This window comes from Siccirubricoccus sp. G192 (assembly GCF_019084075.1).
Taxonomy (GTDB): domain Bacteria; phylum Pseudomonadota; class Alphaproteobacteria; order Acetobacterales; family Acetobacteraceae; genus G192.
The window spans coordinates 2,669,463-2,694,176 of sequence record NZ_JAHREN010000001.1; the positions used below are offsets into that span (position 1 = coordinate 2,669,463).

A 24,714-nucleotide genomic window follows, 5' to 3' on the forward strand; every position below is an offset into this window, starting at 1 on the left:
ATGGTGTGCTCCCTATCCTAGACGTGCAGGTATTTGTCGCGCAGTGCGGGCTCCGCCGCCAGCGCCGCGCTGCTGCCGGTCCAGACCACGCGGCCCTTTTCCACCACCACATGCCGATCGGCCAGGCGCAGCACGGCGGCCAGATTCTTGTCGATGAGCAGGATGGCCTGGCCCTCCCGCCGCAGCCGCGCCAGCACCGCCCAGATCTCGGCGCGGATCAGGGGCGCCAGCCCCTCGGTGGCCTCGTCCAGGATCAGCAGTTTCGGGTTGGTCATCAGCGCCCGGCCGATCGCCAGCATCTGCTGCTCACCGCCGGAGAGCCTGGCTCCGAGGTTCCGCCGCCGCTCCGCCAGGCGGGGGAACAGGTGGTAGATGGCGGGCAGGGTCCAGCGCGCAGGGCCACCACCCCGGTTGGCCGCGGTGGCGGTGAGGTTCTCCTCGACCGTGAGGGTCGGGAAGACCTGCCGCCCCTCCGGCACCAGGCCAAGCCCCTGCTGCGCCACGCGATGCGGCGGCAGGCCGAGCAGGTCGGTGCCGGCGAAGGCGATGCGGCCGGACAGGATGCGCCCGCCCAGCCCGGGCAGCAGCCCCATGATCGCCCGCACCGTGCTGGTCTTGCCCATGCCGTTGCGGCCGAGCAGCGTCACCACCTCGCCGGCCCCGACCGTCAGCGTGACATCCGCCAGCACCTGGCTCTGGCCATAGGCGGCGGCGAGGTTCTCGATGGCCAGCATCAGCCCTCCTCCTCCCCGAGATAGGCGGCGCGGACCTCGGCATTGCCGCGGATTGCCGCCGCGGTGCCGGTGGCGATGACCCGGCCTTCGGCCAGGACCGAGATGCGATCGGCGAGGGCGAAGACCGCCTGCATGTCATGCTCGACCAGCAGGATGGTATAGCGGCCCCGCAGCCCACGCAGGATGCCGACCAGCCGCTCCGTCTCCTCCGGCCCGGCGCCGGCGAGCGGCTCGTCCAGCAGCAGCAGGCGGGGCCGCATGGCGAGCGCGATGGCCAGTTCCAACTGCCGCCGCTCGCCATGGCTGAGCGCCCCCGCCGGCACCCCGGCGCGGCCGGCAAGGCCGAGCTGGTCGAGCGCCGCCATGGCCTCTCCGTTCAGCGCCGCCTCCGAAGCCGCGACGCGCAGGAAGCGGAAGGAGGAGCCGGAGCGCGCCTGCACCGCCAGCGCCGCATTCTCCAGCGCGGTGAAGCCCGGCACCACCGAGGTGATCTGGAAGCTGCGGGCCAGTCCAAGCCGGGCGCGGCGCTGCACCGGTAGGCCGGTGATGTCGCGCCCGCCGAACAGGATGCGCCCGGCATCGGGGCGGAGCGTGCCGCTGATCTGGTGGATCAGGCTGGTCTTGCCGGCGCCGTTCGGGCCGATCACCGCATGGATGCTGCCGTTCGTCACCGCCAGCGAGACGCCATCCGTCACCGCGAGGCCGCCAAAGCGCTTATACAGCCCCTGCAATTCCAGCAGCGCCTCAGCCATGGCGGCGCGCACCGCGAAGTCGCGCCGGCAGCCCAACCAGCCCACCCCGCAGGAACAGCACCGCCAGGATCAGCAGCGGGCCGAAGATCAGCCGCCAATGCTCGGTGATATGGCCGAGCCATTCCTCCACCAGCACGAAAGCCAGCGTCCCCAGCACCGCCCCGAAGGGCGAACCGAGGCCGCCCAGGATCACCATGAAGAGGAGGTCGCCGGACCGTTGCCAGGCGAGGAAGGAGGGGGCCACGAATCCGGTGGCATTCGCCAGCAGCATGCCAGCGAGCCCCCCCGATGCCGCCGGCGATGCCATAGGCGACCAGCCGGTAGGGATAGGGGTTGAACCCCACGGCCTGCACCCGCAGCGGATTCTCCCGCGCCGCCCGCAGCACCCGGCCGAAGCGCGAGGCCAGCAGGCTGCGGCAGAAGGCCAATGCCAGCACGAGCAGGAGAAGGCAGGCATAGTGGAAGACCAGCCGGTTCTCCAGCAGCCGGGTGCCGGCGAGGGTGGAGCGGCCATAGAGGGTATAGCCGTCATCCCCGCCATAACCTGCGAGCGAGGCCGCGGTGAAGAAGGCCATCTGGCCGAAGGCCAGGGTGATCATGATGAAGTTCACGCCGCTGGTGCGGATCGCGACGGCGCCCGTCAGCAACGCGAAGCCGGCCGCCGCGGCCATCGCCACCGGTGCCACGATGGCGGCCTCGGTGATGCCCGCGGCGTCCAGCACCACCACCGCATAGGCGCCGAAGCCCAGCATGGCGGCATGGCCGAGGCTGATCAGCCCGGCGCCGCCCACCAGCAGCGAGAGGCTTACCGCCGCCATGGCCAGGATCATGGCGCGGGCCAGCAGGGTCATCGAATGGCCCTGGCCGAAGCCGATGAAAGGCGCCGCCGCCAGCAGGCCGAGCACCAGCAGCGGCAGCGCGCCATCCCGCAAGGCGGCCCGCATGGCGCGTCAGCCCGCCCGGACCGGAAACAGCCCCTGCGGCCGCACCGCCAGGATCGCCGCCATCGCGATATAGACCAGCATGGAGGCGATCGCTGCCCCCGCCTGCCGCGCCGGGGAGGGCGCCATGAAGAGCCGCATCAGATCCGGCATCAGGGAGCGCCCCAGCGTCTCGATCAACCCGACCAGCAGCGCCGCCAGGAAGGCGCCACGGATGCTGCCGATGCCGCCGATGACGATCACCACGAAGGCCAGGATCAGCACGGTGTCGCCCATCCCTGGCTCCACCGAGAGGATCGGCGCCGCCATCACCCCGGCAAAGCCCGCCAGCATCGCCCCGAAGCCGAAGACCAGCATGAAGAGCCGCCGGATATCGACGCCGAGCGCCGCCACCATCGGCGCGTTGCTGGCGCCGGCGCGGACCAGCGCGCCCATCCGCGTGCGCTCCACCAGCAGCCAGAGCAGCCCGGCGGTGCCGAGCCCGGCGCCGAGGATCGCCAGCCGGTAGACCGGGTATTGCAGCCCAGGCATCAGCGCGATGCCGCCCGAAAGCGCCTCCGGCATCGGCATCTGCAAGGGCGCGGTGCCCCAGAGGGCGCGCACCGCCTGGTTCAGGAACAGGATGACGCCGAAGGTGGCCAGCACCTGGGACAGGTGGTCGCGCCCATAGAGGTGGCGAAAGACCAGCACCTCCAGCGCCAGGCCGCAGGCGAGGGCGGCCGGCAGCGCCAGCGCCAGCCCGGCCCAGAAGCTGCCGGTCCAGGCGGCGAGGCTGGCGCCGAAATACGCGCCCAGCATGTACTGCACGCCATGCGCCAGGTTGATGAAGTCCATCACCCCGAAGACCAGCGTCAGCCCCGCCGCCACCAGGAAGAGCAGCACGCCGAATTGCAGGCCGTTCAAGGTCTGCACCAGCAGTAGTTGCGTGGTCATGGGCGCGGTGGCTGGCGTGTTGCCGGCCGGGTGTCACTACGCCTGCGCGGCATCAGCGCATCCGGCATTCGGCGGCGTAGGGATCGATATTGTTCTCCAGCACCTTGCGCACCGTCTCGGTCTGGAATTTGCCGTCGGCGCGCTTCGCCACCTTGCAGAGCCAGAAATCCTGGACCGGGTAGTGGTTGGTGCCGATCGGAAATTGCCACGCACGGATTGGAAATCGGCGGCGCGGATCGCCTCCCGCAGCGCGTCCTTGTTGCCGAGATTGCCGCCCAGCTTGCGGATGGCGGAATCCAGCAGCATGGCGCCGTCATAGGATTGCGCCGCATAGCTGCCGGGGACATAGGCATGGGCGGCCTCGAAATCGCGCACGAAGCGGCGGTTCCGGTCATTGTCCATGTTCGGCGCCCAGGGCGCGGCGGAGAAGAAGCCCAGCGCCGCGTCCTGCTGCGCCGGCAGGGTCGCCTCATCCACGGTGAAGGTCGAGAGGAAGGGGATATTGGCCAGCCCGGCCTGGCGATACTGCCGCACCAGGTTCACGCCGAGCCCGCCGGGCATGAAGGTGAAGAGCGCATCCGGCCTTGCCGCCGCGATCTTCGCCAGCTCGGCCGAGAAGTCGAGCTGGGTGAGGGGCACATAGACCTCGTCCACCACCTCGCCCTTGAAGCGGCTCTTGAAGCCGGCGACGGCATCGCGGCCGGCCTGATAGTTCGGCACCATGACGAAGACCCGCTTGTAGCCCTCATCCTGCGCCGCCTGGCCCATCACGGAATGGACCTGGTCGTTGTTGTAGCTGGTGGTGAAGAAGAAGGGGTTGCAGCCGCGGCCGGCGAAGGTGGAGGGGCCTGCATTGGTCGAGATCAGGAAGGTATTGCTCTCCGTCACCGGCCGCATGATGGCGGCCAGGATATTGGAGAAGACCACGCCGACGACGAAATCCACCCGGTCGCGCTCCAGCGCCGCGCGCACCTTGGTGACGGCCACTTCCGGCCGCAGCTCGTCATCGATATCCACCACCTGGGCGGTGAGGCCGCCGAGCTTGCCGTCCAGGTGCTTCAGCCCTTGCAGGAAGCCGTCCCGCAACTGGGTGCCGAGCGCCGCCTGCGGCCCGGTCTGCACCGCCACCAGCCCGATCTTGACGCCCTGCTGCTGCGCCCGCGCCCGGACCGCCGGCATGGCCAGCAGCCCCGCCGTGCCGGCCAGCACCCCACGCCTGCCGATGGCCATCATCCCCAGCACTCCCTTCGTTTCCCTGCGGACCCTTCTTGGCCCGGACCGTCAGCCCGCGGCAAGCCGTGCCGTCATGGCGGCGGCGCGCCCGACCAGCGGATGGCCCGGCTCGGCCAGCGGGTTCAATACCGTGAAATGGTTCGCTTCGGGAACCGCTTCCCAGGTGCCACCCCAGGCGGCGGCGAAATCCCTGGTCTGACGCAGGAACTCGCCGCTTTCGGCACCGCCCGCCACCGCATGCAGCACGGCGCCGGCGGGCGGTGGCAGGTGGCGCGGCGAGAGGCGGCGGGCCTCGGCCGGTGTCAGGCCCAAGGGGGAGGCGATGCTGGTGGGCAGTAGCGGCTCCAACTCGAAGACGCCGGAGATGGGCAGGCCGGCCGGCACGAGATCGGGCGGCAGTGTGGCATCCAGGGCGGGCCACTGGGTTGCCATCAGCATCGCCGCGAGATGCCCGCCGGCCGAATGACCGATGGCCAGGATGCGCCGGCGGTGGCGGCGGAACAGGAACGCCGCGGCCGCCTGCATCTGCGTCACGATGCGGGCGAGCGGCACTGCCGGGCAGAGATCATAGGAAGGGATGGCCACCGCCACCCCATGCGCCAGCAGCCCCCGTGCCATATGGCTGCAGAAGGAGCGGTCGAGCGCCTGCCAGTAGCCGCCATGGATGAAGAGCGCGAGGGGCCAGCCGGTGCCCGCTTCCGGCCGGAACAGGTCGAGCCTTTCCCGCTCTCCCGGGCCATAGGCCAGACCGAGATCGGCTGTGTTCCATGCCGCCCGGAAGGCTGCCGCGTCGTGGGCCCAGCCGGCGATGATGCCGGGGTGCTCCGGGACCCGGGCGCGGTTGTCGTATTCGGCCTGTGCATCCATGCCGGCATTGCACGCCGCACGCGGCCCGCCGGCAACCGGATTCCCAGTGCGGCAATTGCCGCGGGGGGCGCCGAATCTGTTGAAAATCCATGCGAACCTCCCATATTGAGCGAGGCATTCCGGTCTTTCCTGGGAATTGCGGGACGGAATCCGAAAATGACTGGCATTCGCCCCTTGGGTCCCGCTACGCAACGAGGCGGCGCCTTCACTCATCCTCAATCCCAGGCGGACCAGACTGGCGGCATGCGGATCTATCTGGCAGGGCCCGAGGTCTTCCTGGCCGATGCGGCGGCGATCGCTTCGGCGAAGCGGGCGATCTGCGCCCGGCACGGGCTGGTCGGGGTCTTCCCCACCGACCATCCGGACCAGGCACCGGAGGACGGCGAGCCGGGCTGGTACCGGCTCTATCTGGCGAATGAGGCGCATATCCGGGGCTGCGATGCGCTGATCGCCAATCTCACCCCCTTCCGCGGCCCCTCCGCAGATCCCGGCACGGTCTATGAGCTTGGCTTCATGCGCGGGCTGGGTCGGCCGGTGCTGGGCTATGCCAATGCCGCCGCGCATTTCGGCAGCCGCACCCTCGCCGCGCTCGGCCCCGCCGCCCGCCGCCGGGCCGATGGCGCCTGGGAGGATGCGGAGGGCATGGCGGTCGAGGATTTCGACCTGCGGGACAATCTCATGCTGGATGGCGGCATCCGCGCCGCCGGCGGCATCTTCGAGACGGAGGCGGTGCCGCCGGCGGCGCGCTGGCGCGACCTCACCGCCTTCACCCGCTGCGTCGCGGCCGCGGCGCGGCTGCTGCGGGGTCAGCCGGCTTCCACGTCCAGCGCATAGCCGGCGGAGCGGACGGTGCGGATGACATCCTCCTCGCCCGTGCCATTGATGGCCTTGCGGAGCCGGCGGATATGCACATCCACCGTGCGCGGCTCCACATGGATGTCGCGGCCCCAGACCGCGTCCAGCAACTGCTCGCGCGAGAAGACGCGGCCGGGATGCTGCATGAAGAATTCCAGCAACCGGTACTCGGTCGGCCCCAGATGCAGCGACCTGCCGTTGCGCGAAACCCGGTGCGCATCCTGGTCCATGGTGAGGTCGCGCCAGCCCAGCGTGCCCTTCGTGGCGATGCTGCCGGAGCGGCGCAGCAGCGCCCGGATGCGCGCCAGCAGCCCGTCCATGGCGAAGGGCTTGCTGATATAGTCGTCGGCACCGGTATCCAGCGCCCGCACCGCATCCTGGTCCTCGGTGCGGGCGGTCACCATGATGATCGGCAGGTCGCGCGTGGCGGGCCGGCGGCGCAACTGCCGGCAGACCTCCAGGCCGGAGAGCGCCGGCAGCATCCAGTCCAGCAGCACCAGGTCGGGCTGCGCCTCGGCGACGCGCAGCAGCGCTTCCTGGCCATCCGCCGCCTCCTCCACGCGGAATCCTTGCTTCTCCAGGTTGTAGCGGAGCAGCGTCAGCAGCGGGGCCTCGTCCTCGACCACGAGGATGGTGGGCCTGGCGACGCCTGGCAGCATGTCGGGCATCACGCCGATCTCCCCGGCATCAGCTCTGCGGCCGGACCACGGCGGAGGCCGAGACATCGGCCTTCGGGCGTTCGCCGGCCAGGTTCTCGCCGCGCACGGCGTAGTGCACCGTCTCGGCGATATTGGTGGCGTGGTCACCGATCCGTTCCAGGTTCTTCGCGATGAACAGGAGATGCGTTGCGGCGGTGATGTTGCGTGGGTCCTCCATCATGAAGGTCAGCATCTCGCGGAAGATGCCGTTATAGACCTCGTCCACCGGCTGGTCGGCAGCCCAGACCTCATCGGCGCGGGCGGCATCATGATGCACCAGCGCGTCGATGGCGCCCTTCAGGTTCTGTTGCACCAGCAGCGCCATCCTCAGGAAGCCGTTCAGGCTGCCGAGGGCAGGCTGTTGCGCCACCACGATGGCGCGCTTGGCGGCGTTGCGGGCATAATCGCCGATCCGCTCGATCCCGTGGCTGATCTTGAGCGCAGCGATGACCAGCCGGAGATCCTGGCCCACCGGCTGGCGCAGGGCCAGCAGGCGGATGCAGAAGCTCTCGATATCCTGCTCCAGCGCGTCGATCTCGGCATCGCGCCCCACCACCTCGGTGGCGAGGTCGGCATCGCGCCGCACCAACGCGTTGGTGGCGTCCGCCACCTGCCGCTCGGCCAGGCCGCCCATGCGCGCGATCATCTCGCGCAGCCGGCGCAGTTCTTCGGAATAGCTGCGGACCGTGTGCTCGGGCCTCTGTTCCATGAATCTCGGTCCCTGCATGGTGTTCTCGGGCCGATTCAGACCTCCGGGCCATGCGGCCCTGCGGTCATCGGACCACGTCATCCGAAGCGCCCGGTGATGTATTCCTGGGTCTTGAGGTGGCGCGGCGCGGTGAAGAGCTGCGCCGCCGGCGCCACCTCGATCAGCTCGCCCAGGTAGAAGAAGGCCACCTGGTCGGCGCAGCGCGCCGCCTGCTGCATGTTGTGGGTGACGATGGCGATGGTGAAGTCGCGCTTCAACTCGTCGATCAGCTCCTCGATCTTGAGTGTGCTGATCGGATCGAGCGCGGAGGTCGGCTCGTCGAAGAGGATCACCTCCGGGCGCACCGCGATGCTGCGGGCGATGCAGAGCCGCTGCTGCTGGCCGCCCGAGAGGCCGAGCGCGCTGCTGTGCAGCCGGTCCTTCACCTCGCCCCAGATGGCGGCGCGGGTCAGCGCCCATTCCACCCGTTCCTCCATGTCCGGCTTGGAGAGCCGCTCGTGCAGCCGCACCCCGAAGGCGATGTTCTCATGGATGGTCATGGGGAAGGGGGTGGGCTTCTGGAACACCATGCCGACCCTGGCGCGCAGCTCGTTCAGGTCGATGTCGGGGGCGATGATGTTGCGGCCGTCCATCATCACCTCGCCTGTCGCGCGCTGGCCGGGATAGAGGCTGTACATGCGGTTCAGCACGCGCAGCAGCGTGGACTTGCCGCAGCCGGAGGGGCCGATCATGCCGGTCACCTGGCGTTCCGGCAGGTCGAGGTCGATCGCCTTCAGCGCCCGGTTGTCACCATAATAGAAGTCCAGGTTGCGCATTGCGATCCGCGGGGTGGCGTTCAGCGCCTCGGAGGAGCGCGCCTGCATGCCGCCGAAGCCTTGCGGGGCGATGGCGGAGGCTTCGGAGGGGAGGGCGGTTCCGCTCATGGGGGTCTCTGTCATTTCTGCCGGAAGACGCTGCGGGCGAGGATGTTCAGGCCCAGAACGCCGAGGGTGATGATGAGTGCGCCGGTCCAGGCCAGCGCGATCCAGTCCTCATAGGGGGAGCCCGCATAGGCATAGATGGCCAGCGGCAGGCTCGGATAAGGCCTGGCGAGATCGATGTTCCAGCCGTTGTTGCCGAGCGAGGTGAAAAGCAGCGGTGCCGTCTCGCCCGCCACGCGTGCCAGGGCCAGCAGGATGCCGGTGATGATGCCACTCATCGCCGCCCGCCAGCAGACCAGGGTGACCATCTTCCATTTCGGGGCGCCGAGCCCGATCACCGCTTCGCGGAGGGTATTCGGGACCAGCGAGAGCATGTCCTCGGTGGTGCGGACCACGATGGGGATGACGATGATCGCCAGCGCCACCGAACCCGCCCAGCCGGAGAAGCCGCCGAAGGGCACCACCATGATCTGGTAGACGAAAAGCCCGATCAGGATCGAAGGGGCCGAGAGCAGGATGTCCGAGACGAAGCGCACCGCATTGCCGAGCGCCGAGCCGCGCGCATATTCGGCAAGGTAGGTGCCGACCAGCATGCCGATCGGCGTGCCGACGGCCGTGCCGATGCCGACCTGCACCAGGCTTCCCACGATCGCGTTCAGCAACCCGCCTTCGGAGCCCGGCGGCGCGGTGACTTTCGTGAAGACAGTAAGGTTCAGCGCTCCGAGGCCCAGCCAGAACAGGGTGGCGAGGATCGACACCAGGAAGACCAGGCCGAGGAGTGTCGCGGCAAAGCCGAAGCCTCGCAGCAGCAGGTCGGCACGGCGCCGGCGGGCGCCGAGGCGCGCGGCGGCGGCCGGATCCTTTCGCGGGCCGGGTATGGTCGTGGCGGACATGCGTCAGGCCCTCAGCCGGGACCGCAGCAACCAGCGCGACAGCGCCAGCACCACGAAGGAGATGACGAAGAGGATGAAGCCCAGCGCCAGAAGCGCCGAGAGCTTCAGGCTGCCCAGCTCGCTCTCGCCGAATTCCAGCGCGACCAGCGAGGCGATGGTATTGCCCGGTGCGAAGAGCGAGGGCGTGATGCGGTTGGCATTGCCGATGACGAAAGTCACCGCCATCGTCTCGCCGAGCGCCCGGCCGAGGCCGAGCATGATGCCGCCCACCACCGAGATCCGGGTATGGGGAATGACGACGCCGCGCATCACCTCCCAGGTGGTGGCGCCGAGGCCATAGGCGCTTTCCTTGTAGACCGGCGGCACCTGCTCGAAGACATCGCGCATGGTAGCGGCGATGAAGGGCAGGATCATGATGGCGAGGATCAGCGCGGCGGTGAAGAGCCCGGTCCCGAAGGGCGGCCCCTGGAACAGCAGGCCCACCAGCGGCAGTTCGCCCGCCGTGTCGATCACCGCCGGCTGCACGTATTGCGCCATGATCGGCACGATCACGAAGAAGCCCCACATGCCGAAGATGATGGAGGGTATCGCGGCGAGCAGCTCGACCGCCGTTCCCACCGGGCGGCGCAGCCAAGCCGGCGCCAGTTCGGTCAGGAAGAAGGCCACGCCGAAGGCCATCGGCACGGCAAGGATGATGGCCAGAACCGCGGTCAGCAGCGTGCCGTAGACGGAGACGCCGGCGCCGAAGACTTCCTGCACCGGATCCCATTCGGTCGAGGTGACGAAGCCAAGGCCGAAGGTGCGGAAGGCATCCCAGCCGCCGATGAACAGCCCGGCAATGATGGCGCCAAGCAGCAGCAGCACCAGGATGCCGGCACCGCGGCACAGCATCTCGAAGATCCGGTCGCCGGTCTCGCTCGCGCGGCGGCGTGGCGGCGCGGCGGCGGTCGGCATCGCAGCCATGGCTTGGGACAAGCTGGGCTCCCCTGCGGCGGGCTAAAGCATTTTCCGTTCGCATTGGCTCACGGAATCCGCTCTAGCCTTTTGTTTCGGCGAGCAAATACTCCGCTCGGGTGATTCCACCCGGACGGAGTTTGCTCTGGCGGGCGGCAACCCGGGCGGGAAAGCCCCGCCCGGGTCGGTCCTGGTTCAGCGGCCGGGCCAGACCGGCTGGCCCCCGGCGACGATCTCCCGGGTCCAGGCGGCGCGGACGGCATCCTTCACCGTGGCCGGCAGCGGCACGTATTCCAGCTCCCTGGCGATGCTGTCGCCATTGGCGAAGGCCCAGTCGAAGAAGCGCATCACGCTGCGGCTGCGCCCCGCATCCTGCGGATTCTTCGGCAGCAGGATGAAGGTGGGCGAGACGATCGGCCAGGAGGTGGCGCCCTGGGTATCAACCAAATCGGCGGCGAAGTTGGGCACCGACCAGTCGGCGTTCTGCGCCGCGGCAACGAAGCTTTCCGGCGTCGGCGAGACGAATTGGCCGGCCTTGTTGCGGAGCTGGGTGGAGATCAGCTTGTTCTGGATGGCATAGGCGTTCTCGACATAGCCGATGGCGCCGCGCGTGTTGCGGACGGTGCCCGCCACGCCCTCATTGCCGCGGGCGCCGGAGCCGGTCGGCCAGCGCACCGAGGTGGCGACGCCGACGCGCTGCTTCCATTCCGGGCTGACCGCGGCCAGGTACGACACCCAGACGAAGGTCGTGCCCGAGCCATCGGCCCGGTAGACCGGCGCGATGGCGAGGCTCGGCAGGGTCAGGCCGGGATTGAGCGCGGCCAGCTTCGGGTCGTTCCAGCGGGTGATCTTGCCGAGATAGATCTCGGCCAGCACCTCCCCGGTCAGCTTCATCTGGTTGTCCGCGACGCCGGGCAGGTTGACGATCGCGACCAGGGAGCCGAGCACGGTCGGGAATTGCAGCAGGGTGTTCTCCTGCAACTGCTGCGCCGTCATCGGTGCGTCGGAGGCGCCGAAATCGACCGTGCGGTTGCGGATCTGAGCCTGGCCCGCGCCGGAGCCGACCGATTGGTAGTTCAGCGTCACGCCGGTCGCGGGGCGGGCCGCCTCGGCCCATTTCTGGTAGACCGGATTGGGGAAGCTCGCCCCGGCGCCGGTGATCGTGGCTTCCTGCGCCAGGGCCGGGCGGTTGGCGGCCAGGCCGCAGGCGAGGAGGCCCGAGGTCAGCAGGAATGAGCGTCTCTGCACGCGTCTCTCTCCGTCCGTATTCGGCCCGGGGCGGTACTCCCCGGGCGGCTGCGGCCTTACTAGTCAGCCCAAAAGACCGGAGGGTTGCAGTTCGATGAAGCTTCGATGACAGAAACACCGGACAACCCATGCCGGTTGTCTGGTGCCCTGCATTTAACATCCGTGGCCGGTGCCGCAACAAACCGGCATCAGCGGTACCAGGCCGGCCGCCGCTTCTCCCGGAAGGCCCGCAGCCCCTCCTTGCCCTCGGCCGAGGCCCGCGCCATCCAGCTTTCATGCGCCAGCATCGCCATCTGCCGCGCATCGAGCTTCAGACCGTTGGCGCCGAGGAAGCTGTCCTTGGTCACCGCCATCGCGCCGGGGGCGGAATGCATGGTTTCCTCCAGGATCTCGGCCAGCCGCTGCTCCACCGCCTCTGGTGCCACGACCTCATGCACTAGGCCGATCCGCAGCGCCTCCTCGGCACCGAACCGCTCTCCCGTCAGGGCATAGCGGCGGGTGTGGCGGAGGCCCATGGCATGGACCATGTGGGTGGAAATCGGGGTCGGGGCCACGCCGACCCGCACCTCGGTCAGGCCGAAGAGTGCCTGGGGCGTCGCCAGTGCCACATCGACGCAGCAGACGATGCCGCAGCCGCCGCCGAAACAGGCGCCATGCACCAGGGCGAGGGTGGGGCGGGGGGAATTCATTCAGCTTCTGCATGGCCGTGGTGGTGGCCATGGAAGCCTGGAAGGCGCGTTCCGGTCCGTATTCTGCCGCTACCGCCAGCCAGTTGAGATCGGCCCCGGCCTGGAAATGCTTGCCGGCGCCGCGGATCACCAGCGCCCGCACGGCAGGGTCGGCCCGCAACTGGTCCAGGCCCTCGATCAGGGCATTCAGCAGGTCCTCGTTATAGGCATTGCCGAGCTGCGGCCGGTTCAGGGTGGCGGTGGCGATGCCGCGCTTATCGATGCTGAGCAGGACCGGGGTTTCGGTCATGGGCTGGTCTCCTTGCAGGATCGGGCCGGCATTCTCGCCCGATCGGGCCATGGTTGACAGAGGGGGCGCCCGGCGGAACCCTCCCAGCTGCGGCCCGCCAGCGCGCGCCGGCAGGGGAGAAGCGCCGATGTTCGCAACCCGTCCCACCCTTTATGGCACCCGCCACGCCGTCTCCGCCGGCCATTACCTGGCCGCCGCCGCCGGCTTCTCGGTCCTGGAGGGGGGTGGCAATGCCATCGATGCAGGGTGTGCTGCCGGGATCGCGCTCGGCGTGCTGCTGCCGGACCTGGTGAATGTGGCGGGGGTGGCGCCGATCCTGATCCGCAAGGCGGATGGCACGGTGGAGACCATCGCCGGCCTCGGCCCCTGGCCGCACTCCATTCCGGCCGACCTTTTCATGCGCGAGCATGGCGGCAGCATCCCGGGTGGCGTGCTGCGCACCGTGGTGCCCGCCGCGCCCGATGCCTGGATCACCGCGCTGGAGCGGCATGGCACCATGGGTTTCGGCGATGTGGCGGGCCATGCGCTGCGCTTCGCCCGCGATGGCTTCGCGGTCTATCCCCTGCTGGCCGGGAATATCCGCGACCATGAGGCCGAATACGCGCGCTGGCCGGGCAATGCCGCCATCTTCCTGCCCGGGGGCCGCCGGCCGGAGGTGGGCGAGCGCTTCGTACAGAGCGACCTGGCCCGCACCCTGCAATACATGGTGGATGAGGAGCGGAAGGCCGTGGGGAAAGGGCGGCTGGCCGGCCTCGCCGCTGCACATGCCGCCTTCTACCGCGGCGACATCGCCCGTGAGATCGCGGCGTTCATGCAGCGCGAGGGTGGCTATCTCACCATGGAGGATCTGGCCGGCTACCGCTCCCGGCTGGAACCCGCGGTGCGGCGGATGTGGCGCGGGCATGAGGTGCTGACCTGCGGCCCCTGGTGCCAGGGCCCGGCCCTGCTGGAGGCGCTGCTGCTCTTCGAGCGGGCCGGTTTCGACGGCCTGTCGCACAACAGCCCGGATTACCTGCACCTCCTCACCGAATGCGTGAAGGCGGCGATGGCCGACCGGGAATACCATTTCGGCGACCCTGCCTTCATCGACGTGCCGCTCGACCGGCTGCTCTCGGAAGCACATCTTGCCGCGCGGCTGCGGGAGATCGACCCGGCCCGCGCATTGGCAGGGATGCCGGGTCCACTGCTCGGCCCCGGCACCGCGCTGCCGGGCACGACGGAGGCGGCGGCGCCGATGGTGGAGGCCGATACCTCCTACTGCGCCGTGGTGGATCGCTGGGGCAATGCCTTCAGCGCCACGCCCTCGGACGGGTCCTGGAATTCGCCCGTCGTGCCGGGGCTCGGCATCATCCCCTCCAATCGCGGCAGCCAGAGCCGGCCGGACCCGAAGCATCCCTGCGGCGTCGCGCCGGGCAAGCGGCCGCGGCTGACGCCCAATCCGGCGATGGTGGTGACGAAGGATGGGGGCGTGATGCCCTTCGGCACGCCGGGCGGCGATGTGCAGATCCAGGCCATGCTGCAGGTGATGCTGAACATCCTGCATTTCGGCATGGAGGTGCAGGAGGCGATCGAGGCACCGCGGGTCGCCAGCTACTCCTTCCCCTCCTCCTTCGCCCCCTTCGAATATTTCCCCGGCCGCCTGGCCATGGAAGCGGGCATCCCGCAGGCGACGCGCGATGCCCTGGCGGCCCGCGGCCACGAGGTGAAGGACTGGCCGGAGCGAAGCTGGCTGGCCGGCACGGTGGAGGTGGTGCTCAGCAACCCGAAATCCGGCATGCTGGCCGCCGGCGCCGATCCGCGCCGGCCGGCCTATGCGATCGCGAGCTAATTCGCGGCGAAGAATTCCAGCACGGCGGCGTTGAAGGCCGCCGGGTTGTCGTTGTTCAGGCCATGCGTCGCATTCGGGATGGTGCCACGCTGCACATTGGGCATGGCGCGTTCCAGCGCATCCAGGTTCGCCACGAAATTCGGCAGGGTATTCGCGCCCGCCAGGAGCAGGGTGGGCGTGCGGATGCTTTCGGCCGCGGCGCGCGAATAGGGGGGCGCGCCGCTCATGCACCTGGCCGAGCAGGGTGCGCGCATTGGCGCGTGAGATAGCCTTGCGCGCCTCCGGCCGCCGCTCCCAGGCCCCGGGGCCGCCGGTATGCTCGGCGACGCGGCGCAGCCCGCCCTCGATATCGCCGGCGGCGATCAGCGCGGCGGCCTCGGCGAAGGCGCCGGCCTGGCGGCCGGTGGCGGCGGGGCGGCCACCCAGGCTTTCGTCCAGCTCGCCGCCGGGCTCCGCCAGCACCAGGGCGCGCAGCAGCGCGGGGTGGCGCTCGGCGACGCGGAAGGCGATATGGCCGCCGCGGGAATGCCCGACCAGGCGCACCGGGCCGGCGCCCAGGGCCTCGATAAAGCAGGCCACATCGGCGACATGGCGGTCGATGGTGAAGTCGCCACCTTCCTCCCAGGTGCCCGGCCAGCAATGCCGCATGCTCAGCGCCAGCACGCGGAAGCGCGCGCCGAGCGGCTCCATCTGCGGCGCGAAGCTCCGCTGGTCGCCCAGCGTGCCATGGATGAGAAGGACGGGATCACCCGCGCCCGCCTCGGCATAGGCAATGTCATAGCCATTCACGCGCAGGCTGGGCATCCGCATCCTCCTGGTAGTCGTTCCGCCCATTCTGCGCGCGTGTAGGGCCGCGGCCAATCCCATCCCCTCGGTTGATCCTTGGCGGTGGGAATGGCATCCGCCCCGGCAGGATGAACCCGGCGGGGCCTGCCGCGTCTTTGTTCCGGGCCGCGTATCCCACGGCGGCTGGAGAAAGCGGCGATGACCCGTTCCCGTGCGACACGATGGCTGGCCTGGCTCGGCCTGCCGCTGCTGGCACTGGGCCTGCTTATCGTCTTCTGGTCCTGGGACTGGTTCATTCCCCTGGTGGAAAGCCGCGCCAGTGCCGCGCTGGGCCGCCCGGTGACAATGGCGCATCTGCATTTCGGCCTCGGCCGCATCACCACGATTGCGGCGGATGACATCCGCATCGGCAACCCGGAGGGCTTTCCTGAGGATCCACCTTTCGCCCGGGTGCCGCGCGCCACTGTCGAGCTGGACCTGAAGGCGTTGCTCAGCGACCGCAGCCTGGTGCTGCCCTCCATCACGCTGGAGCGGCCCATGGTGGAGGTGCTGGGCCGGGAGGATGGCAGCCGGAACTACGCCTTCGACCTCGGCGCACCGGCCGGAGAGACGGGCGAGCCGGCCGCCGCCAGCCCGCGCATCGGTGCGCTCCGCATCCTGGAAGGCCAGGCGCATGTGGCCATCGCCTGGCTGCGGTCGGATTTCGCCCTGACCATCGCGACCCGCGACGCGCCGGGGCAGGAGCCGGCGATCGCGGTCGAAGCGCGCGGCACTTATGCCGCCCAGCCCATCACCGGCCAGATGCTGGGCGGCGCCATCCTGACGCTCCGCGACGAATCGAAGCCCTGGCCGGTCGATCTGCAATTGCAGAACGGCCCGACCCGGCTCGCCCTGCATGGCACGGTGCAGGACCCGCTGCATTTCCGCGGCACCGATCTGCGGTTGCAACTCGCGGGGCCGGACATGTCGCTGCTGGAGCCGCTGATCGGCTTCGCCATCCCGCCGACAACGCCCTATGAGCTGGCCGGGCAGCTCGACTATGCCGAGGGGCGCATCCGCTTCCGCGAGGCCACGGGGCGGGTTGGTCACAGCGACCTGGCCGGGACCATCACGGTCACGACCAGCGGCGCACGGCCTGATGTGACCGCGGATCTGCATTCCCGCCGCGTCGACCTGGCCGATCTCGGCGGGTTCATCGGCAGCCAGCCCGGCCGGGCTTCCACCCCCGGCCAGACGCCGCAGCAGCGCCGGGCGGTGGCGCGGGCGGAGGCGAGCCCGCGCCTGCTGCCGACCACGCCGGTCAGCCTGCCGCGGCTGCTCGGCGCCGATGTGCGGCTGCGCTACAAGGCCGAGCGGATCGAGGGGCGGGACATGCCCTTCGACAGCCTGGAAACCGAGATGGCGATCCGGGAGGGCGTCATCACCCTCCGCCCTGTCAGCTTCGGCATCGGCCAGGGCCGGCTGGGCGGCAGCTTCGTCCTGACGCCGCGGGAGGACGGCGCTCTGCAGGCGCAGGGCGAGATCGAGCTGCGACGGGTTGATCTCTCACGGCTGCTCGGCGCGGCGGGGGTAGGGGGTTCGGGCACCCTGGGTGGCGTCGGGCGGATCGAGGGCACCGGCCGCTCCTTCGCGGAGATCCTCGGCCATGGCGACGGGGCGCTCACGGTGGTGACGGTGGGCGGCAATATCAGCGCCTTGGTCGTCGATCTCTCCGGGCTGCAATTCGGCAATGCGCTGCTCTCGGCGCTCGGCATCCCGGCGCGGACGCGGATCGAGTGCCTGATCGGCGATTTCGCCCTGCGGCGCGGCACCTTGACCAGCCGCACCCTGTTCCTGGACACCGAGGACTCCGTCGTGAACGGCGAGGGCAGCATCGACCTGGCGCGGGAGCGGCTGGACCTGTGGTTGCGGACCGAGGCGAAGCACTTCACCGTGGGCTCGCTGCCGGCGCCGATCCACATCACCGGGACCCTGAAGAACCCCGGGATCGGGCTGGACGCGGCAGAACTGGCGGCGCGAGGCGGCGCCGCGGTCGGGCTCGGCGTGCTGCTGCCGCCACTGGCGCTGCTGCCCACCATCCAGCTTGGGGTGGGCGAGAACAGCCAGTGCGAGGCGCTGGCCAGCGGCTCGCAGCGCCGCCGCGCCCCGGCGGAGGGTGGCGGCGCGCGGCGCTGATCAATCCGCGCGGATATTGGCGGCGCGGATCACCTCGCCCCAACGCGCGCGGTCTTCCTGGATGGTGGCGCGGAAGGCGTCCGGGCCATCGATCAGGCTTTCCATGCCGTTCTCCGTCATGCGGCGCTGGAAGAGCGGGTCGGCATTCACCTGGCGCAGCGCCGCCACCCAGCGGTCCAGCACCGCTTTCGGCAGGCCGCCGGTGCCGGCGACGCCGAACCAGTTGCGGACCTTGAACTCGGGCAGGGTCGCGCTGATCATCGGCAGGTTGGGCAGCAGCGGGCTTGGCTGCGGCGCGCCGAAGGCCACGGCGCGCAGCCCGCCATCGCGGATCTGGCCCATGAATTCCGGCAGGTTGCCGAACATCATGTCGGTGCGGCCGGCGGCGATATCGACGATGGCCGGCGCGCCGCCGCGATAGGGCACATGCAGGATGTCGACCCCCGCCAGGCGCTTGAACAGCTCCGAGGCCAGGTGCTGGCTGCCGCCATTGCCGGCGCTGGCATAGGTAAGGCCACCCGGCTTCGCCCGCGCCATCTCGATCAATTGCGGGACGCTGCGGATCGGCCCCTGCGGGCTGACCACCAGCACATTGTAGATATTGGCGACATTGCTGATCGGTGTGAGGTCACGGTCCACATCGAAGGGCAGCCGCATGCCGGGCATCTGCGGCTGGATGGTATAGAGCGCCATGGTGGCGAGCAGCACGGTATGCCCATCCGGCGTCGCCTTCGCCACCGTATCCGCGGCGATCAGGCCGGAGGCGCCGGTGCGGTTCTCCACCACCACGCGCTGGCCGAGGATGGGCGTGAGATGCTCGGCCAGGATGCGGCTGAGCAGATCGCAGGTGCCGCCGGGCGCGAAGCCGCACAGGAAGCGGATATCGCGGCTGGGGAAATCCTGGGCCCGCGCCGGCAGCGCACTGGCCAGCAGCAGCAGCGCCGCCGCAAGAAACCGTATCATTCTTATTCCTCCCATGATGACGCGGTGGCGCTACACGTAGCCCGGCCCCTCGATCGCCGGATGCGCCTTCAGGAAACCCTCATCCACCTCGACGCCGATGCCGGGTGCTTCCAGCGGAAGTACATTGCCGTCCCGTCCGATGCGCCAGGGCTCGCTGCCGAGCTTGTCGCGGAACAGGTTGTTCTTCGAGACATCGGCCTCGAAATAGCCGCTGTTCTCGATGGCGGCGAGCAGGTGGATGGAGGCCGCCTGGTTCACCCCGGTCATGGAACTGTGCGGGTTGATAGGGATCTTGAAGGCGCTGGCCATGGCGGCGATGCGTAGCGTCTCGGTGATGCCGCCACATTTGGAAAGGTCCGGCTGCCAGATGGTGATGACGCGGTCTTCGAGCACGCGGGTGAATTCGAAGCGCGTAAAGTGGTTCTCCCCGGCCGCGAGCGGCGTGCGGCCATAGCCATGCGCCTGGGCATATCGGGCATGGTCATGCGCCGGGAAGGGCTCCTCCAGCCAGCCGATATCGAGCTCGTCCATCGAGGGCATGACGCGGCGCGCATCCTCGATCGTATAGCCGGTATTGGCATCGGTCAGGATCGCCAGGCTGTCGCCGAAGGTGGTGCGGACCGCCTCCATTCGGGCGATGTCGTCGCGCACCGTGTCGCCGATCCTGAGCTTCACGGCCTGGTAGCCGGCCGCGATCAGCGGCTCCGCCTCGTCGATCAGTTGCGCCGGCGGCTGGTAGCCGAGCGCGACACCGCCGGCATAGGCCGGCACCGGCCGCCGGCTGCCGCCGAGCAGCCGCCAGAGCGGCCAGCCCACCGCCTTGCCCTTGATGTCCCAGAGCGCCATGTCGATCCCCGACATCGCCATGGCGCAGCCGGCGCCCATGCCGTGGCTGCCGAGTTGGTATTTGTAGATCCGGGCCCAGATGCCGGTCGTGTCGCTGGCATCCATGCCCATGATGAGCTGCGAGAGCGTGGTCTCGATGAGCTTGGCGATGGCGGTATGGGCGCGGCCGTGATGGCTCTCGCCCCAGCCGACCAACCCATCCTCCGTGGTCACCTTCACCATCACGCAGTCGCGCTTCACGGCCTGGCCGATGCCGAGCCGCACGCCGCCCTCCTTCGGCAGCGGGAAGCTGGTGGGATAGGCCTTGATCTCAACGATTTTCATGGCTGCCTCGCGTGGCGTTGCAGGAAATCCTCGCGGATGGTGATGCCGAGACCGGGCCGGTCCGGCACCGCCACCATGCCGTCCTCGACCGGGAAGCGCTCCTCGATCAGGTCATGCAGCATGGGGTTGTGGCCCAGCGAATACTCCAGGATGAAGCCGGCGCTGCTGCTGGTCGCCAGATGCAGCCCGGCCGCGAAGGCCGGCGCGCCGGACCAGAGATGCGGCGCCAGGCGCAGGTTGAAGGCGGAGGCGATGGCACCGATCCGCAACCCCTCGGTGATGCCGCCGGCGATGGCGAGGTCCGGCTGCAGCACATCCGCGGCGCGAAGCTCCGCGATCTCCCGGAAGTCGTGGCGGGTGAATTCGCTCTCGCCGGTGGAGATCGGCACGGCGCTGCTGCGGCGGACTTCCGCAAGGCCCTGCTTGTCGTCGGCGGTGACCGGTTCCTCGAACCAGAAGAGGTCCTGGTCCTCGACCATGCGGCAGAAGGCTTTGGCCTCGGCCACGGTCCAGGTGCCATGCGCATCGGCCATCAGCTTCACCTCCGGCCCGATGGCGCGGCGGGCGGCGCGGACCCGGGCGGCGGAGCGGGCAGGGGAGCCATCCATGATGCCGACCCGCATCTTCACCGCGCGGAACCCCGCTTTCTCGATATAGCCGTTCAATTGCGCGCCGATCCCGGCCTCATCCGCCCAGCCGCCCGAAGCATAGGCCGGCATCCTTTCGGCACGCCGCCCGCCGAGCAGGCGCCAGACCGGCACGTTCAGCGACTTGCCGAGAATGTCCCAGAGCGCCAGGTCGACACCCGCGATGGCGCTGATGGACAGCCCGCGCCGGCCGAGCTGCGGAAAGACATGCCCTTCCGCCAAGGCGAAGCCCTGGCGCGGCATGTTGTAGAGCACGTCCCAGAGCCGCGAGATGTCGCGCGGGTCGTCGCCCAGCAGCAGCGGGGCGAAATCCTGGTTGACGATTGCGGCGAGGCCGGCGCAGGCGGCCGTGCTGGCGACGCCGGCCTTGGCCTCGCCCCAGCCGGTGATGCCGACATCCGTCTCGATCCTGACGATGACGCTGTCGAAGCTCGGCTGCCGGCCGAAATCGCTGATATGCTGGCGCTCGGCCGGGATCGGCACATGCACCCAGTTAGCCTCGACACGGGAGATCCTCATGGCGTGAGGCCCAGGCGCTGCCGGCGCGCCTGATGCGCCCCCCAGGCTTCCGGGTTGATGAGGTTCACCGGCCGCTGCCCGCGCAGCACGCGCACTACCTCCTCGGTCGCGACCTGGCTCATGCGCATGGCGGATTCCCGTGAAAGCCCGGCGACATGGGGCGAGAGCACGGTATTCGGCAGGTCGCGCAGCGGATGCCTGGCGGCCAGGGGCTGTGCCGCATAGACATCCAGCGCCGCACCGCCGATCCGGCCCTGCCGCAGCGCCTCGACCAGCGCCGGTTCATCCACCGTGCCGCCACGCGAGACATTGCAGAGCCAGGCGGTCGGCTTCATGCGGGCGATCAGCGCGGCGGAGGCCAGGCCGCGGGTCTCCGGCGTCAGCGGGCAGGCCAGCGCGATGTAGTCGCTCTCGCTGAACAACTCCGGCAGATCGGCATAGGTGACGAAGCCCGGCAGGGCCTCACGCCGCCGCTGATGGCCCAGCACCCGCATGCGGAAGCCGTGATGCGCGATCTCCGCCAGCCTGGTGCCGATGGCGCCGACGCCGACGATGCCGAGCGTGCGCCCGGTGAGTTCCGTGGCCCGGGCCGCCATGGCGCGGGCCGGCTTCCAGCCCTCGGCCAGATGCCGGACATGCATGGCCTGCAATTGCCGGGCGGCGGCCAGCATCTGCGCCACCACGAATTCCGCCACCGCATCGGCGTTGGCGCCGGGCACATTCGTGACCAGCACGCCTGCTTCGGTGCAGCCCTCCACCGGAATGAGATCGACGCCCACGCCATGCCGCGCCGCCACCAGCAGCTTCGGGCAGGCGGTTGCCAGATCGTCGGGCAGCTTCTGCCGCACGATCACCGCATGCGCCTCGGCGCAGAGCGCGCGCAGCGCCGCCGGACTCTGCTCGCCGCCCGGCCCTTCGATCACCTCCAGCCCGGCCTCCCGCAGGATGGCCATGCCGACCGGCTCGATCGCCTCGGTCAATACGACTTTCATATATCAGGCCACCTTGAAGCGGTTGAGGACCTCGCGGTCCACCTCGATGCCGAGGCCAGGGCCTTCCGGCACCCTGACGATGCCGCGCTGCTGCACGATCGGTTCCTTGGCCAGGATGTCGCGCAGCGGGTTCGGCGTCTGCTCGAATTCCAGCATGGGCGGCATCGGCCGCAGGGCCGGCGGCTGGTCCGGCAGGGCGGCGAGGAACTGGATGGTGGCGGCCAGCCCGATCGTGCTGCCCCAGGCATGCGGCACGCATTCCACCCCGAAGGCCGAGGCCAGGGTCGCGATCTTCCGCATCTCGCTGATGCCGCCGGCGGCGCAGACATCGGGCTGCACGATGTCCATGGCCTTCTTCGCAATGATGTCGCGGAAGCCGAAGCGGGTGAAGTCGTTCTCGCCACCGGCAACCGCCAGGTCCAGCGCCTGCGTCACCTGCGCGTAGCCGTCATGGTCCTCGGGGCTGATCGGCTCCTCGAACCACATTAGATCGAACTCCTCCAGCATGCGGCCGAGGCGGATGGCCTGCGGCACGCTGAAGCAGTGGTTGGCATCCACCGCAAGCTGCACATCCGGGCCGACCGCCTCGCGCACCGCCTTGACGCGGCGGTAATCGAGCTTCGGGTCGCCGAGGCCGATCTTCATCTTGATGGCCTGGAATCCCTGTTCCTTGTATTCCAGCGCCTCCTCCACCGCTTCCTCGACCAGCCGGTCCATGTCGATGAAATAGAGGCCGGTGGCATAGGCTTGCAGTTCCTTGCGGTAGGCGCCGCCGATCAGCTTGTGGATCGGCTTCCCCGTCGCACGGCCCATCACGTCCCAGAGCGCGATGTCGATGCCCGATAGTGCGGTGATGGAGAAGCCGGAGGGCCCATAGTCCTTGATGCGGTTGTAGAGGTCCTCCCACACCACCTCCACGTCGAAGGGGTCACGGCCGATGACGCGGGGCGCGTATTGCGTTTCGATCAGGGTCTTGTTGACGGCAGCCGGACCGTAGCACTCGCCCCAGCCGGTGATGCCGGCATCCGTCGCGATCTCCACGATGCAGGAGGCGCGCGTGGTGTAGAGCCAGCCGCGGGCCGAGGTGAAGGGCTTCTCCACCTTCGATTGCAGCAGGTGGCAGGTGACCGCGGTGACTTTCATCCGGACGCTTCCTCGGACGGCTTGCTTGCGGCAAGGCTGCCACGCGCTGCCCGATGCGGCAAGAATGCGAGGGCCCCTTTGCCGAAGGGCCGCAACCGCGCCAGGATGCACCCCGGAAGCCAGTTCGAGGGGCATGGGACATGGAACCGGAGCTTGTCGCGCCGACGATGGAGGCGATCCGCCGCTGGAGCGGCGTCACCCTGCCGAATGCCGCCGCACGGCACGGCTTGGCCGATATGGCGGGGCTGATCGCCGAGCTGGACAAGCTCCGCGGCACGCTGGTCTTCGAGGATGAGCCGAGCAGCTTCGAGGCCGCGCTGCAGGACTGCAAGGAGCCCGCGCGATGAACGCCCCCGTCAGCCCCGCCAGCCTCGCCGATCTCTCCATGACCGAGGCGGCGGATGCCTTCGCCGCCGGCGAGGTGAAGGCCGAGGCACTGGTCCGGGCCTGCCTCGCCAGGATCGATGCGCATGACCGCCAGGTAAATGCCGTCATCCGCCTCGACCGCGATGCCGCGCTCGCCGCGGCGGCCGCCGCCGATGCCGCGCGTGCCGCCGGCACGCGGCCCGGTTCCTTGGCCGGCGTGCCGATGATGCACAAGGACATGTATTATCGCGCCGGGAAGGTCAGCACCTGCGGCTCGAAGATCCGGCGCGATCATGTGCCCGAGGTGACGGCGACGGTGCTGGAGCGGCTGGATGCCGCCGGCGCCATCGACATGGGTACGCTCAACATGGCCGAATTCGCGCAGAACCCCACCGGCCACAACGCGCATTTCGGCCATTGCCACAACCCGTGGAGCCTGGACTACTGCACGGGCGGTTCCTCCTCCGGCTCCGGCGCCGGGGTGGCGGCGCGGTTCTTCTACGCGGCGCTCGGCAGCGATACCGGTGGTTCCATCCGCCTGCCGGCCACGCTCTGCGGCGTGACCGGGCTGAAACCCACGCAGACCCGCGTCTCCCGCGCCGGGGTGATGCCGCTCTCCTTCTCCGCCGACAATGTCGGGCCGCTGGTCCGCACCGCGCGCGATGCCGCGCGCTTCCTGGCGGTGACGGCGGGGCATGACCCGAAGGACCCGACCAGCGCGCGCGAGTCCGTGCCGGATTACGAGGCGGCGCTGACTGGGGATATCCGCGGGCTGCGCATCGCCGTCTGCGACACCTATTTCTTCGATGGCGCCGATAGCCCCGTGACCGCAGCCTTCGAGGCGGCAATGGCGGTGCTGCGGGCGCGCGGCGCCATCGTCACGCGCATCACGGCGCCCGTCCTGCCGGCTGTTGCCGCCTATACCGCCATCATCAGCCGTGTCGAGGGCGCCGCCATCCATGCCAATTGGATGCGCGAACATCCCGGCGACTACGCCACCCATCTCAGCGCCCGGCTCTATGGCGGCTATGCGATCCCGGGGCATTACTATGTCGAGGCGCTGTCCCGCCGCGGCCCTCTGCTGCGGGAATTCGTGGCCCAGGCGCTGACCGGGTACGACCTGGTGGCGACGCCGACGCTCCGCACCCGGGTGCCGAGCCTGGCCGAGACCGACATAGACGCCGACCCCGAGAACTGGTCGCGCTTCATGGCGGTCTCCGCCAATACCAGGCCCTTCAACTATCTCGGCCTGCCGACCATCAGCATCCCCTGCGGCTTCGATGATCGCGGCCTGCCGATCGGCCTGCAACTCGCCGGCCGGCCCTTCGCCGAGGCGCGGGTCTTGCAGGCCGCCGATGCCTTCCAGCGCGATACCGACTGGCACCGGCGGGTGCCGGCGCTATAGGCCGG

General features: G+C 69.5%; 24 protein-coding genes and 3 pseudogenes. 5 read left to right on the forward strand and 22 right to left on the reverse strand.

Features of this window, described 5'->3' with window-relative positions:
- Window positions 1–17: 17 nt before the first annotated feature.
- From KSF81_RS12745 to KSF81_RS12770, 7 genes and pseudogenes are all read right to left on the reverse strand, one after another.
- A complete protein-coding gene (locus KSF81_RS12745) occupies window positions 18–734 on the reverse strand; it encodes an ABC transporter ATP-binding protein (protein WP_217379297.1) in 717 nt (238 codons plus the stop codon).
- A complete protein-coding gene (locus KSF81_RS12750) occupies window positions 734–1,486 on the reverse strand; it encodes an ABC transporter ATP-binding protein (protein ID WP_217379298.1) in 753 nt (250 codons plus the stop codon). The genes KSF81_RS12745 and KSF81_RS12750 overlap by 1 nt, the downstream gene beginning before the upstream one ends.
- Complete coding sequence (locus KSF81_RS31470) at window positions 1,479–1,943, reverse strand: branched-chain amino acid ABC transporter permease (RefSeq protein ID WP_309139717.1); 465 nt, start codon at window positions 1,941–1,943, stop codon at window positions 1,479–1,481. Before KSF81_RS31470 ends, KSF81_RS12750 begins: the two co-directional genes overlap by 8 nt.
- A pseudogene (locus tag KSF81_RS29645) lies at window positions 1,828–2,430 on the reverse strand (ABC transporter permease subunit); the annotation flags it as partial. The pseudogene KSF81_RS29645 and the gene KSF81_RS31470, both read right to left, overlap by 116 nt.
- 6 nt (window positions 2,431–2,436) lie before the next feature.
- A complete protein-coding gene (locus KSF81_RS12760) occupies window positions 2,437–3,360 on the reverse strand; it encodes a branched-chain amino acid ABC transporter permease (protein ID WP_217379299.1) in 924 nt (307 codons plus the stop codon).
- Window positions 3,361–3,396: 36 nt separating this feature from the next.
- Window positions 3,397–4,593, reverse strand: a complete 1,197-nt coding sequence (locus KSF81_RS12765) for an ABC transporter substrate-binding protein (RefSeq protein WP_254454024.1) — start codon at window positions 4,591–4,593, stop codon at window positions 3,397–3,399.
- A gap of 48 nt (window positions 4,594–4,641) precedes the next feature.
- Window positions 4,642–5,460: an alpha/beta hydrolase gene (locus KSF81_RS12770; RefSeq protein ID WP_217379300.1), complete on the reverse strand. Its 819-nt coding sequence runs from the start codon at window positions 5,458–5,460 to the stop codon at window positions 4,642–4,644.
- Window positions 5,461–5,703: 243 nt separating this feature from the next.
- On the opposite strand from KSF81_RS12770, the gene KSF81_RS12775 reads away from it, so the two are divergent.
- Complete coding sequence (locus tag KSF81_RS12775) at window positions 5,704–6,294, forward strand: nucleoside 2-deoxyribosyltransferase (RefSeq protein WP_217379301.1); 591 nt, start codon at window positions 5,704–5,706, stop codon at window positions 6,292–6,294.
- Here the strand turns inward: KSF81_RS12775 and phoB are convergent.
- The 8 genes and pseudogenes from phoB to KSF81_RS32105 all read right to left on the reverse strand — a co-directional run.
- The gene (gene phoB, locus KSF81_RS12780) at window positions 6,267–6,983 is read right to left on the reverse strand and encodes a phosphate regulon transcriptional regulator PhoB (protein WP_217379302.1); all 717 of its coding nucleotides are present in this window, start codon (window positions 6,981–6,983) and stop codon (window positions 6,267–6,269) included. The genes KSF81_RS12775 and phoB overlap by 28 nt on opposite strands.
- A 19-nt stretch (window positions 6,984–7,002) precedes the next feature.
- On the reverse strand, window positions 7,003–7,722 hold the full coding sequence (gene phoU / locus KSF81_RS12785) for a phosphate signaling complex protein PhoU (RefSeq protein ID WP_217379303.1): 720 nt from the start codon (window positions 7,720–7,722) through the stop codon (window positions 7,003–7,005).
- Window positions 7,723–7,799: 77 nt separating this feature from the next.
- Window positions 7,800–8,585, reverse strand: a complete 786-nt coding sequence (pstB, locus tag KSF81_RS12790; protein WP_254454025.1) for a phosphate ABC transporter ATP-binding protein PstB — start codon at window positions 8,583–8,585, stop codon at window positions 7,800–7,802.
- A gap of 71 nt (window positions 8,586–8,656) precedes the next feature.
- The gene (gene pstA, locus KSF81_RS12795; RefSeq protein WP_217379305.1) at window positions 8,657–9,535 is read right to left on the reverse strand and encodes a phosphate ABC transporter permease PstA; all 879 of its coding nucleotides are present in this window, start codon (window positions 9,533–9,535) and stop codon (window positions 8,657–8,659) included.
- A gap of 3 nt (window positions 9,536–9,538) precedes the next feature.
- Window positions 9,539–10,498 carry a phosphate ABC transporter permease subunit PstC gene (pstC, locus tag KSF81_RS12800; protein WP_217381679.1) on the reverse strand — a complete coding sequence of 320 codons (960 nt, stop codon included), beginning with the start codon at window positions 10,496–10,498 and terminating at the stop codon, window positions 9,539–9,541.
- A gap of 186 nt (window positions 10,499–10,684) precedes the next feature.
- On the reverse strand, window positions 10,685–11,737 hold the full coding sequence (gene pstS, locus KSF81_RS12805) for a phosphate ABC transporter substrate-binding protein PstS (protein WP_217379307.1): 1,053 nt from the start codon (window positions 11,735–11,737) through the stop codon (window positions 10,685–10,687).
- Window positions 11,738–11,925: 188 nt separating this feature from the next.
- On the reverse strand, window positions 11,926–12,426 hold the full coding sequence (locus KSF81_RS12810; protein ID WP_254453502.1) for an enoyl-CoA hydratase-related protein: 501 nt from the start codon (window positions 12,424–12,426) through the stop codon (window positions 11,926–11,928).
- A gap of 94 nt (window positions 12,427–12,520) precedes the next feature.
- Window positions 12,521–12,766, reverse strand: a pseudogene (locus KSF81_RS32105) (enoyl-CoA hydratase-related protein); the annotation flags it as partial.
- Window positions 12,767–12,842: 76 nt separating this feature from the next.
- On the opposite strand from KSF81_RS32105, the gene KSF81_RS12820 reads away from it, so the two are divergent.
- Entirely contained in the window at window positions 12,843–14,543 is a 1,701-nt protein-coding gene (locus tag KSF81_RS12820; protein ID WP_217379309.1) for a gamma-glutamyltransferase family protein, read from the forward strand.
- Here KSF81_RS12820 and KSF81_RS12825 read toward each other — a convergent pair.
- A complete protein-coding gene (locus KSF81_RS12825; RefSeq protein WP_217379310.1) occupies window positions 14,540–14,770 on the reverse strand; it encodes an alpha/beta fold hydrolase in 231 nt (76 codons plus the stop codon). The two genes, KSF81_RS12820 and KSF81_RS12825, sit on opposite strands and share 4 nt — an antisense overlap.
- A 202-nt stretch (window positions 14,771–14,972) precedes the next feature.
- Window positions 14,973–15,410 (reverse strand): annotated as a pseudogene (locus KSF81_RS32110) (alpha/beta fold hydrolase); the annotation flags it as partial.
- A 117-nt stretch (window positions 15,411–15,527) separates the two neighbouring features.
- Here KSF81_RS32110 and KSF81_RS12835 point away from each other — a divergent pair.
- Window positions 15,528–17,504 carry an AsmA family protein gene (locus KSF81_RS12835; protein WP_217379311.1) on the forward strand — a complete coding sequence of 659 codons (1,977 nt, stop codon included), beginning with the start codon at window positions 15,528–15,530 and terminating at the stop codon, window positions 17,502–17,504.
- Here the strand turns inward: KSF81_RS12835 and KSF81_RS12840 are convergent, their stop codons facing one another.
- Genes KSF81_RS12840 through KSF81_RS12860 form a run of 5 tightly spaced genes read right to left on the reverse strand, consistent with a single transcriptional unit; the run spans window position 17,505 to window position 22,938 of the window.
- Window positions 17,505–18,467, reverse strand: a complete 963-nt coding sequence (locus KSF81_RS12840; protein WP_217379313.1) for a tripartite tricarboxylate transporter substrate binding protein — start codon at window positions 18,465–18,467, stop codon at window positions 17,505–17,507.
- 30 nt (window positions 18,468–18,497) lie between these two features.
- Window positions 18,498–19,637 (reverse strand): mandelate racemase/muconate lactonizing enzyme family protein, encoded by a 1,140-nt coding sequence (locus KSF81_RS12845; protein WP_217379314.1) that lies wholly within the window; start codon window positions 19,635–19,637, stop codon window positions 18,498–18,500.
- The gene (locus tag KSF81_RS12850; RefSeq protein ID WP_217379315.1) at window positions 19,634–20,803 is read right to left on the reverse strand and encodes a mandelate racemase/muconate lactonizing enzyme family protein; all 1,170 of its coding nucleotides are present in this window, start codon (window positions 20,801–20,803) and stop codon (window positions 19,634–19,636) included. The genes KSF81_RS12845 and KSF81_RS12850 overlap by 4 nt, the downstream gene beginning before the upstream one ends.
- Window positions 20,800–21,795, reverse strand: coding sequence for a hydroxyacid dehydrogenase (locus tag KSF81_RS12855; RefSeq protein ID WP_217379316.1), 996 nt, complete (start codon window positions 21,793–21,795; stop codon window positions 20,800–20,802). The genes KSF81_RS12850 and KSF81_RS12855 overlap by 4 nt, the downstream gene beginning before the upstream one ends.
- A gap of 3 nt (window positions 21,796–21,798) precedes the next feature.
- Entirely contained in the window at window positions 21,799–22,938 is a 1,140-nt protein-coding gene (locus tag KSF81_RS12860) for a mandelate racemase/muconate lactonizing enzyme family protein (RefSeq protein ID WP_217379317.1), read from the reverse strand.
- Between the two features lie 140 nt (window positions 22,939–23,078).
- Between KSF81_RS12860 and KSF81_RS12865 the strand changes: the two genes are divergently transcribed.
- Both KSF81_RS12865 and KSF81_RS12870 read left to right on the forward strand, forming a co-directional pair.
- Window positions 23,079–23,285, forward strand: a complete 207-nt coding sequence (locus KSF81_RS12865; RefSeq protein ID WP_217379318.1) for a hypothetical protein — start codon at window positions 23,079–23,081, stop codon at window positions 23,283–23,285.
- Window positions 23,282–24,709, forward strand: coding sequence for an amidase (locus KSF81_RS12870; RefSeq protein ID WP_217379319.1), 1,428 nt, complete (start codon window positions 23,282–23,284; stop codon window positions 24,707–24,709). Before KSF81_RS12865 ends, KSF81_RS12870 begins: the two co-directional genes overlap by 4 nt.
- Window positions 24,710–24,714 lie beyond the last annotated feature (5 nt).